Raw genomic sequence first — 11243 nt, 5'->3', positions numbered from 1 at the left:
TTTAAAGGCTTTGCCGACTGATAACGTCTGAAGCCGTTATCAGTCGTCTGTTACTTTAAAATTTTCACCGCCATCTTTGGGTTCGTTTGTCTCTTGTAGCCTGATGTATTCCTGGATCACTTCATCCGTCACGTTGCCAGAACTCGCTACGAAGTACCCTCGTGCCCATATGTGGCGACCCCAAAAGGCTTTCTGGATGTGCTTGAACTCCATCATCAACTTGCGAGACGTTTTGCCCTTTATGTACTGCATCAGCTTACTCGGGGCCAGATGGGGTGGTACAGACACGAACAGATGCACGTGATCCTTTGATATATGACCCTGCAAGATTTCTACATCATTAGTCTTGCAGACTTCTACCACCAACTCTCGAAGCCGAGTGCCCACTTCTCCTCGTAATACAGGCTTCCGATACTTGGTGATCCACACAAAATGGCACTTTAGGTCAAACCGTGTATGCGATGATGTTCGATAGTGTTCCATCCAGCGAGTTTAACTGAAGTTTTCGCCTGAAGGCGAGGGTTTTTCTCCCATAGTCGGACAATAATATAACAGCCTATCATGATTACCTTTTATCCCTTGCAACATCGAATGGACGGATCTTTTGGATCACCAAAGCAGCCCAAGAAGAGCCTGTTCGTGATTGGTGCAGACATCAAGGAAATAGCGGGGTTAGCGGCATTTCTCAACGATGAATCCTGTAGCACCCCCTCGAAAATTAGATTCATTGCATTCCTTCTTATTTTGTGTAAAATGCGCTTTACAAATATCAAGGAAACAGTATGGAAAATCTATTCAGGGAACAGCAGAGGCTCATCGAGGCGGTAAGCCAGACCAAACGGTATATCTACGACCGGATTGACTGGAATGAACGCTGTATCGGCATCCTGGGAGCACGCGGCACCGGTAAGACGACTCTGATGCTCCAGTATGTCAGAGAGCGGTATGGGTCGAGTGACAGAGCCCTTTACATCTCAGTCGATAGCCCGTTTTTCCAGGCACATGATCTTTTCGAGTTCGCCCGCGAGTTTCATCAGCTTGGCGGCGAAGTCCTGCTGGTGGACGAGATCCACAAGTATCCGGACTGGTCTGTGCACGTAAAGTCTATCTATGATTCGTTTCCTGGATTGAGAGTTGTTTTTTCCGGTTCGAGCCTCCTCCAGATTACGAATCAGAAAGCGGACCTTTCCCGCCGTGCGATCATTTTTAACCTGCATGGCCTCTCACTGCGGGAATACATCAACTTTGTTCACGGCAAAGAGTATCCAGCTTATTCGTTGGAGGAGATCCTTTCTAACCACAAGGAAATTGCCAGCGCCATGTGCAAGGAAATAAAACCGCTACGGGAATTCCGGGATTATCTCCAGGGTGGCTATTATCCATTCTTCCTAGAAGGAGAGTCCTTTTACAAGCTCAAGGTTCGCGAGGTCATCAACCATATCCTTGAGGTGGATCTTCCCTTCGTCAATCGGATCGAGCCCAGGCAGGTATCCAAGATTAAAAAACTTCTGTATCTACTGACAGTTGGTGTACCATTCGTGCCAAATATCGCCAAGCTGGCCGAAGCGACAGACATCTCTCGTCCCCGGCTGTATGAATACCTTGAGAAGTTGCAGGATGCCCGCCTATTGAATCTGGTCAGGTCGCAGGGGCGAGGCTACGAGGTACTGACCAAGCCGGAGAAGATCCTGCTGGAGAACAGCAATCTGATGTACGCCATTGCAGATGAAGTGAATACCGGCACATTGCGGGAGCTGTTCTTTGTTAATCAAGTTCGTAATGCCAACACGATTCACCCACAGTTAATAGAGAGCACGCTTGAGTTATCGGGACAGGGGGACTTTATTGTCAAGGGACAATACACCTTTGAGATCGGTGGCAAGGGAAAAGGATTCAAACAGATTAGTGGTGTCGCTAATGGTTTCGTAGTGGCTGATGATATTGAAGTGGGTTTAAGGAACAAACTGCCGTTGTGGATCTTTGGGTTTATGTACTGAAATTATTTGATTGATCTGGTACTGTCAGCGGAAAACTTGCCGGAAAGCTCTGAGAGATTTGTCGGGGTGATAACGTCGGTGAAAAGGTCGGTGATAGCGTCGGTGAAAAAATGGCGGGAGAGAAACCTTCGGAATAAATTTCGGTAAAGGCTTCGGTAAAACTACCCAGAAAACTACCCACAAAACCCGTGAATTTACCCAGAAAGTTCCCTAAAAAGATCACAGAGAGGTTCCCAGAAAATAAATTGCAGCTTACTGATTGAGAAGCAAAATACAGCTACTCTGGATATTGAGCTTTATGTACTAAGCTGGGCAAATTTAAAGGAAACGTACAGTGAAGCTGCATAATGCCCTAGGATAAGAGCATAGGAAATCGCCTCATGGACAAGAAACAACTCTCAGAACGCGATATCTGCACAAAATACATCACCCCTGCTCTAGAGCAATCTGAGTGGGATATTGCGACACAGATTCGTGAAGAGTTTCCTCTTACCAATGGCCGAATAATCGTCCGCGGGAAGCTGCATACCCGTGCCAAGCATAAACGCGCTGACTATGTTCTGTTCTTCAAACCCAATATTCCTATCGCTGTCATCGAAGCAAAAGACAATAATCACTCTGTTGGTGATGGTATGCAGCAAGCACTCGGCTATGCTGAAATGCTTCAGGTGCCCTTTGTTTTCAGCACCAATGGCGATGGTTTTCTATTCCATAATAAAATTGCGACAGATGGCATCATCGAACGTGAGCTTGCCTTACATGAGTTCCCATCTGCCGAATCGTTATGGCAACAGTGGTCTGCCCACAAGGGCTTGACCGATAAACAAGAAACCTTGGTTACTCAGGATTATTACAGCGATGGTAGCAACAAGACACCTCGCTATTATCAGCTGTTAGCCATCAACAAAACCATCGAAGCAATTTCACAAGGGCAGGATCGTATTCTGTTGGTAATGGCTACCGGAACCGGTAAGACATTTACTGCTTTTCAGATAATCTGGCGACTCTGGAAATCAAAGACAAAAAAGCGAATCTTATTCCTGGCTGACCGCAATATCTTAGTTGACCAGACCATGACTAATGACTTCAAGCCGTTCGGGTCAGCAATGACAAAAATCCAGAAACGGCAGGCAAATAAGTCCTACGAAATATACCTTTCACTTTATCAGGCAGTTACGGGTACCGAGGAAGAACAAAACATCTACAAACAGTTCACTCCCAATTTCTTTGATCTGATTGTTGTTGATGAGTGTCATCGTGGAAGCGCAGCTGAAGATTCCGCATGGCGTCAGATATTGGAGTACTTTTCTTCCGCAACTCAGATCGGGCTAACCGCGACCCCCAAGGAAACAAAAGAAATTTCGAACATTGATTACTTCGGCGAGCCAATTTACACCTACTCACTCCGCCAAGGGATCGATGATGGCTTTCTTGCCCCCTACAAAGTTGTTCGTATCGACCTTGATAAGGATTTAACCGGCTGGAGACCCGATAAGGGTATGCTCGATAAGCATGGCAACGAAATAGAAGATCGCATCTACAATCAGAAGGATTTCGATAAGACACTGGTGCTTGAAAAACGAACTCAGCTGGTTGCCAGAAAAATCACCGAGTTTTTGAAGCAAACCAACCGGTTTGATAAAACTATCGTATTCTGTGACAACATTGACCATGCAGAGCGAATGCGTCAGACATTGGTCAATGAGAATGCTGATCTTGTGTCACATAACTCCCGCTATATCATGCGTATTACCGGTGACAATGAAGAAGGAAAGGCCGAGCTTGACAACTTCATCTTCCCGGAATCCAGATACCCTGTAATAGCCACGACGTCGAAATTGATGTCTACCGGTGTTGATGCTCAGACCTGTAAGCTGATCGTGCTTGATCAACGCATTCAGTCAATGACCGAGTTTAAACAGATTATTGGACGTGGCACCCGTATCAACGAGGACTACGGGAAATTCTACTTCACTATCATCGACTTCAAGAAAGCAACAGAACTATTTGCCGATCCCGATTTTGACGGCGACCCAGTGCAGATTTACACGCCAAAAGACCCTGATGACTCCCCAGTACCACCAGATGAGCCAAACAATGAAGACTCAGTTGATGCCACCCAATATCCTCTGACAGAGGGAAGTGACAAATGGGGTAACGTATCCGAGGACAAAGGTGATGAAAACTACACTTCAGAAATCCGGCGATATGTCGTTGCCAATGTTGAAGTGAAGGTTGTTGCCGAACGGGTACAGTACTTCGACGCCAATGGTAAGCTGATTACCAGTTCTCTCAAGGATTATACGCGTACAGCACTGGCAAAAGAATTCGCCTCAATGGATGATTTTCTCCGGCGCTGGAGCAGTGCTGAAAAGAAACAGGCGATCATTGACGAGCTTGCCAACGAAGGGATTTTCTTTGATGCTCTGGCCGATGATATCGGAAGAAATTGCGATCCATTCGATTTGGTTTGTCACGTAGCCTGGGACATGCCGCCGCTGACCCGCAAGGAGCGTGCGGAGCAAGTGCGCAAACGCAATTATTTTACAAAATATGGGGAAAAGGCACGGCGAGTTTTGGATGCGCTGCTCGATAAATATGCCGACGAAGGTATTGTCCATATCGAAGAGACACAGATCCTTTCAGTCTCGCCCTTTACCCAGTTTGGGACCCCTATTGAAATCATTCGTACTTTCGGTGGCCTTGAAGCTTACCACAGTGCAGTGCAGGAACTTGAGCAGCAGCTTTACTATGCATAATCTGGAGAATCTTTCATGCCGATAGGAACATTGATTAAGACCATACAGGACATCATGCGGAAGGACGTAGGTGTCGATGGTGATGCCCAACGTATAAGCCAGATTGTCTGGCTGCTTTTCCTTAAGATTTTTGATGATAAGGAACAGGAATGGCAAGTAACGATACCGGGCTATAAATCGCCGCTCCAGAGCCGTTTCCGTTGGTCAAACTGGGCGAAGGACCCCGAAGGAATAACTGGTGAAGAGCTAATCGATTTCGTCAATAACGACCTCTTCCCCTCACTGAAGAGACTTGCTACAGCTGCGGGAGTGTCTCCACATGGGAAAGTCGTAGGGTCGGTGTTTGAAGATGCTTACAACTACATGAAGTCAGGTACGTTGTTACGGCAGGTAATAAACACCATCGAAGAAGACGTGGACTTTAATTCATCCAGCGACCGCCACCTGTTCAATGACATTTATGAAAAGGTTCTGGCTGATCTGCAATCTGCAGGCAATGCAGGGGAATACTATACACCCCGTGCGGTTACCCAATTCATGGTGGATATGCTGAACCCGCAGCTAGGCGAATCAATCCTTGACCCGGCCTGTGGCACTGGCGGATTTCTGACTAACTCCATTGAACACATCAAAGAGCAGGTGAAGACCAGCGATGATCTCAAGAGGCTTCAGGAAAATATTCACGGTGTTGAAAAAAAACCGCTGCCTCACATGCTTGCCATGACCAATATGATGCTGCATGGCATTGATGTGCCGACTAACATCCTTCACGACAATACACTCAGCCGTCCGCTCAAGGATTACGGTCCAAGACACAGGGTGGATATCATCATCACCAATCCACCGTTCGGTGGCATGGAAGAAGATGGTATCGAGAACAATTTTCCTAGGAAGTACCAAACACGGGAAACAGCAGATCTTTTCATGGCGCTGATCATGCACCTGCTAAAACACGACACCGGCCGCGCCGCCGTAGTTCTACCCGATGGGTTCCTCTTTGGCGAGGGAGTGAAGACTACTCTCAAGCGAGAACTGCTGGAGGAGTTCAACCTGCACACTATCGTCCGTCTCCCTAAGGGGGTCTTCAGCCCTTATACCAGCATCAAGACCAACATCCTCTTTTTCGAGAAGGGTGGTCCCACCAAAGACATCTGGTTTTTCGAGCATCCCTATCCGGATGCCAGTTATTCCTCCTACTCCCGTTCAAAACCGCTTACCATCGGCGAATTTGACCGGGAAAAGTCCTGGTGGCACAGGCGCAAGATCACGGAATACGCTTGGAAGGTCTCGGCCAAGGAGATTGTCGGCCGCAATTACAACCTGGACTGCAAAAATCGTCATGAGATTGAAGTGGACCATGGCGACCCGGGGAAGTTAATGGACGAGTACCTGGAGATCAGCCGCAAGCTCGCGGCTGCTCAAGTAGCCCTGAAGCAGGAGCTAATGCAGGCTCTGGGGGGCAGGTAATGGAGTTGCTGGAAAAGCATTTCGACATCGCCTTTGCTGCACCCGACGGAATCAAGCGGTTGCGGGAGCTGATCCTGACCTTGGCGATGCAGGGGAAGCTGGTGCCCCAGTACCCAAACGATCAGCCGGCCAGCGAGCTGCTGAAGGAAATCGAGACAGAGAAGAAACGGCTGGTTAAGGCGGGCAAGATTAAGGAACCAAAGCGGCTACCTGCGATCAAGGATGAGGAAGTGCCGTATGTTCTGCCCCAGGGGTGGGAGTGGGTTAGGTTAGGAGAAATCAGTAATTACAATGGAAGGAAAAATGTTGCTCCTGAGGAAATACATCCCGATACGTGGCTCCTGGATCTTGAAGACATTGAGAAGGATACGTCAAGATTAATTTACAGGGCTAAGTATTGTGAACGCCAATCCAAGTCAACAAAGTCCACTTTTGAAAAGGGTGATGTTTTATACGGGAAATTGCGTCCATACCTGAATAAAGTTATTGTTGCTGACAAACAAGGCGTTTGCACAACTGAGATAGTACCCATCGTGCCATTAGGGAATATAGACTCTCAATTTTTGAAATGGCTGCTAAAACGGCCATCGTTTCTAAATCATGTCAACGCACTGATGTACGGCGTGAAAATGCCAAGACTCGGAACCGATGATGCTATTAACAGTGTTCATCCTCTCCCTCCCCTCGCCGAACAATGCCGCATCGTCGCAAAAATCGACCAACTCATGGTTCGGTGCGACGAGCTGGAAAAGCTGCGCGCCGAGCGAGAGCAAAAGCGGCTAAATGTCCACACCGCCGCCTTGAACAGCCTGCTGTTAGCTGAAAAAAACGATAGCTTTACCGATGCCTGGCAATTAATTACCCTCCATTTCGGAGAACTTTACTCAGTTAGGGAAAACGTTGCCGAACTGCGCAAAGCTATTCTTCAACTCGCCGTAATGGGACGCCTAGTCCCTCAAGATCAGAACGACTCGCCTGCCAGCGAATTGCTTAAAGAAATCGAAGCCGAAAAACAGCGATTGGTGAAGGCAAAGAAGATCAAGATACCAAAGCCTATACCTACCATTTCCCGAGAGGGTGAGCCATTTCAGGTTCCTGATAATTGGCGGTGGGTTCGAATTGCCGAAGTTACGGAATCCATAGATTATGGAACATCGCAAAAAACTTGTGATGATGCCTCGCTGGTTCCAGTTTTTCGAATGGGCAACATTGTCAATGGTCAGTTAATTGATGAAGGGTTCAAATACATCTCACCGAGTATTGATGAGCTACCACGCCTCTACCTTCAGCCAAACGATATACTATTTAACCGCACAAATAGTTATGACTTGGTTGGAAAAACAGCATGCTATAGTGGACCTGCAAAGTATGCAACATTCGCATCATATTTGATAAGAATCAGGCTACTTGATGCGCTACTGAATCCTATATTCATTACTCTGGCGATGAATGCACCTTATTTCAGAAAGACGCAAGTCGAACCTGAAATTGTACAACAATGCGGTCAAGCAAATTTTAATGGTTCGAAATTAGCTTTATGCTTAATTCCTCTCCCCCCTCTCAGGGAGCAACAGCGTATCGTCGCCAGGATCAACGAGCTCATGGCAATGTGTGATGAATTGGATCGACAGATCACAGCTGCCAGCGATAAACAGGCCTCTTTGCTTAATGCCATAATCGCACAGGTATAAAAGGAGGAAATTTGCGAGTTAAGTCCATTTATATCAGCGAATATAAAAATCTTAGGGAGTTTACACTGCCTTTCGACGGCACAAGTTTTATTGATGTGTTCGTCGGCAAAAACGGCACCGGCAAGTCCAACCTGTTTGAGGCGTTGGTCGAAATATTCCGACATATCGTCGAGTACGACCGGGACAAGATGCCCTGCAATTTCAACTATGGTATCAGCTTTGAAATCGAGGGCAAGACAACCCAAATCAGTTGGAACTCCGGCACGCTCGCCATCGACGGCAAAGAGAGAAAAAATATCGGCAAAACGCCATTGCCGGATAATGTGCTGATCTACTACTCAGGCCACAACGATACCGTCGCGGGTCTGGTAGAGCAGTACGAGGACGCCTTCCGCAAACGAATCAAACGAGCAGATTTTGACGAGGCCAGATATTTTATCGGCATCGGCCCGGACTACAAGGAGCTGCTACTGGCCGTGCTACTGATGCAGCCAGAGACCTGCAAGGCGAGGCAGTTCATCTGCCAGAAACTTGGTATAGAAACTGTCATTCCAGAGGTGCGGCTGGTGCTGGAGAGGCCTGCCTACGCCGCTGATTCCCGATTTGATATCGAATTCAACGACGAAACCGATCGCTATTGGAGACCGGAGGGAATTACCAAAACGTTTCTCAATAGGCTCCATCGCTGCATCAACATTGCTACGGGCGGCCCGGTACGCCCAGAAGGCTATTTCGCTTCCGATGGCCGTTATATCCTCTATTTCGACATCGCCAAAATCAGGCAGGAATTCAATGACCTCAGCTCGCAAGAGTTGTTCCGTCAGCTCGACAATCTAAAAACGCTGGGGATGCTGGCAAAGATAACAATTCCCTTAAAACTGACCAGCGGCGTGGACGCCACCATTGCCCATTTCAGCGACGGCCAATTTCAGTCAGTGTATATCTACTCCATCGTCGAACTGTTTAAGGACCGCAACTGCATCACCCTGCTTGACGAACCAGACGCCTTCCTCCACCCAGAATGGCAATTTGATTTTTTGAAGCAGGTATTCGAAATTACCGATACTACCGCAAATAACCATGTCTTGATGAGTAGCCATAGCGCAGTTACGCTGATTCCCCACGACAAAAGGAAGATCAAATTTTTCGACATCAAAGACAATCGAGCGAACTGTTATGATCTGCCAAAATCTATTGCGATCAATAAACTGAGTTCAGCTCTTATCAGATACTCTGAGCAGGAACAGTTGCTGAGTATAATCAATGCCATTCAAATTGAAAATAAGCCGGTGCTATTCACAGAAGGGAGCACTGACCCAATCATCATAAAGGAAGCATGGTACAAGTTATATGACGAAGATATGCCGTTTATTCCCTTTTACGCGTTCAGTTGCACATACATAAAACAATTGTTAACCGATAACAGAATCCACGGAGAAATGGGCGGTCTTCCGATATTTGCACTTTTCGATTTTGATAAAGCCTACGATCAATGGAACGGCTTAAATGGTGATGTCATAGAAAATGACCCGTACAAAGGAAAAATCAAAAAATGGGCTGAGGGTGATTCATATGCCATCATGCTTCCTGTCCCGCCTAACCCGCATATTCAGAGGCAAGTCATAAAAAATGCTATCACCAAGGAAACCTACGGGGGAAACTCCTGTTGTGAAATAGAGCATATATTTTATGGTCAAGCAGCCACTGCAACCTATTTCCAAGTCGAACCATGCCCTGGTGGGACTCAGATAGTTTTCAAAGCGGATTCGGATAAAACATCCTTTGCGAAAGAAGTCATTCACTTGCTGGACGCTTCATGCTTTGAGACGTTCCGCCCAATGTTCGAGTTCATTACTTCGAAGTGCGCTGCATAGCCATCCATTGTTCAAAAGGGCTAAGTGATGAAACAGGAACCCGTTTCAGGAATACAACCAGCAGTACTCAAATGGGCAAGATTGTCGCTTGGTCTAGCTGTGTGTGATGTTGCTAGAAAGCTGAAACGCGAGGAAACAGAGATTGAGGAATGGGAATCGGGATCCAGCGCCCCAACCTATCCGCAGCTCGAAAAGCTGGCCTACGAAATTTATAAAAGACCCCTTGCAGTATTCTTTCTACCAGCCCCACCGCAAGAAACAACTCCAGCCAAAGAATTTAGAAGCTTACCGGATGCGGACCTTCAACAGCTGTTACCTGATACCCATTTACACATACGGCGAGCACACGCTTTCCAATTGGCTTTGTCTGAGCTTTTTGGTGGCCAAAATCCTGCTGCTCAACCGATCTGGAATAATATTAAACTGCAGACGGACAACGCCATAATTGTCCAGGCAGAAAAAATTAGACACGCTCTCGGTATTTCACTCAAAGATCAGATCAAATGGAAAGACGATGACCTTGCGCTTAAGCAGTGGCGCTTAGCACTAGAGAACGCCGGCATTTTCGTCTTCAAGGATTCATTTAAACAAAAGGCAATCTCTGGTTTCTGTTTGTCTCATGATTCATTTCCAGTTGTCTACCTGAACAACAGCACTACAAAAACGAGACAAATATTCAGCTTGATGCATGAACTGTCCCATCTCTTGTTGAGCATCAACGGAATCAGCAAGTTTGACAAATCCTATATCAACGACCTTTCGCAGAATGAAAAGACAATCGAGCAGTTTTGTAATGCAATATCTGCAGAAATCTTGATCCCTATTGCCGACTTTAATGAACAGACCAAATGCCTTGAGGATATCGAACACCTTGATGAAAGTGTATTTGCTGAATTGGCTCGCAGATACGGAGTCAGCAGGGAAGCTATTTTGCGGCGGTTCTTCGATCAAGGACGGGTCGGTCAGAAATGCTACGAAGAAAAGTCTGAATACTGGAAAGGCCAACAAAAGCGTGGTGGTAGCGGAAACTACTACGCAACGCAGAACACGTATCTGAGCGAGCGTTTTGCCAAAGAGGTTGTGACCCGTTATTATCGCCGCCAACTCTCCGTGGAGCAGGCGTCAGATCTCCTAGGGATCAAACCCAAAAACTTTCCTGGCCTTGAGCAAAGAATCATGCAAGGAGGTGCGGCATGATCTATGTGTTCGACACAAGTTCCTTCAGCCCCCTCAAACATTTCTATCCGGATGTTTTCTTATCCATGTGGTCTGGGCTTGATGATCTCTATCAGTCGAAGCAGCTTATTTCAACGCGTGAAGTATGGAAAGAGCTGGAGCGGGGAAATCCGGAACAGCACGTAAGTAAACCACCCTCGCCTGAAGGCGAGGGCTTTAAAGGCTTTGCCGACTGATAACGTCTGAAGCCGTTATCAGTCGTCTGTTACTTTAAAATTT

Annotated in this window: 8 protein-coding genes; 7 read left to right on the top strand and 1 reads right to left on the bottom strand. The window is 46.9% G+C overall.

Translation table 11 applies throughout. The features are described 5' to 3' along the window. Positions 1-39: 39 nt before the first annotated feature. Positions 40-483 (bottom strand): IS200/IS605 family transposase, encoded by a 444-nt coding sequence (gene tnpA, locus JN12_RS19875; RefSeq protein WP_145026147.1) that lies wholly within the window; start codon positions 481-483, stop codon positions 40-42. Between the two features lie 299 nt (positions 484-782). Here tnpA and JN12_RS19870 point away from each other — a divergent pair, with 299 nt between their 5' ends. The 7 genes from JN12_RS19870 (at position 783) to JN12_RS19840 (ending at position 11200) form a co-directional block, all read left to right on the top strand. Beyond that, on the top strand, positions 783-1997 hold the full coding sequence (locus JN12_RS19870; RefSeq protein WP_145026144.1) for an ATP-binding protein: 1215 nt from the start codon (positions 783-785) through the stop codon (positions 1995-1997). Between the two features lie 380 nt (positions 1998-2377). Next, on the top strand, positions 2378-4756 hold the full coding sequence (hsdR, locus tag JN12_RS19865; protein ID WP_145026141.1) for an EcoAI/FtnUII family type I restriction enzme subunit R: 2379 nt from the start codon (positions 2378-2380) through the stop codon (positions 4754-4756). 15 nt (positions 4757-4771) lie between these two features. Next, on the top strand, positions 4772-6223 hold the full coding sequence (locus JN12_RS19860; RefSeq protein ID WP_145026138.1) for a type I restriction-modification system subunit M: 1452 nt from the start codon (positions 4772-4774) through the stop codon (positions 6221-6223). After that, positions 6223-7914 (top strand): restriction endonuclease subunit S, encoded by a 1692-nt coding sequence (locus JN12_RS19855; RefSeq protein ID WP_145026135.1) that lies wholly within the window; start codon positions 6223-6225, stop codon positions 7912-7914. Before JN12_RS19860 ends, JN12_RS19855 begins: the two co-directional genes overlap by 1 nt. 11 nt (positions 7915-7925) lie before the next feature. Beyond that, on the top strand, positions 7926-9788 hold the full coding sequence (locus tag JN12_RS19850) for an AAA family ATPase (RefSeq protein ID WP_145026132.1): 1863 nt from the start codon (positions 7926-7928) through the stop codon (positions 9786-9788). Positions 9789-9815: 27 nt separating this feature from the next. Further along, positions 9816-10985: an ImmA/IrrE family metallo-endopeptidase gene (locus tag JN12_RS19845; protein ID WP_145026129.1), complete on the top strand. Its 1170-nt coding sequence runs from the start codon at positions 9816-9818 to the stop codon at positions 10983-10985. Beyond that, a complete protein-coding gene (locus JN12_RS19840) occupies positions 10982-11200 on the top strand; it encodes a DUF4411 family protein (RefSeq protein ID WP_145026127.1) in 219 nt (72 codons plus the stop codon). The genes JN12_RS19845 and JN12_RS19840 overlap by 4 nt, the downstream gene beginning before the upstream one ends. Positions 11201-11243 lie beyond the last annotated feature (43 nt).

Source organism: Geobacter argillaceus (assembly GCF_007830735.1).
Taxonomy (GTDB): Bacteria; Desulfobacterota; Desulfuromonadia; order Geobacterales; family DSM-12255; genus Geomobilibacter; species Geomobilibacter argillaceus.
This window is presented reverse-complemented; position numbering and strand designations above follow the sequence as displayed.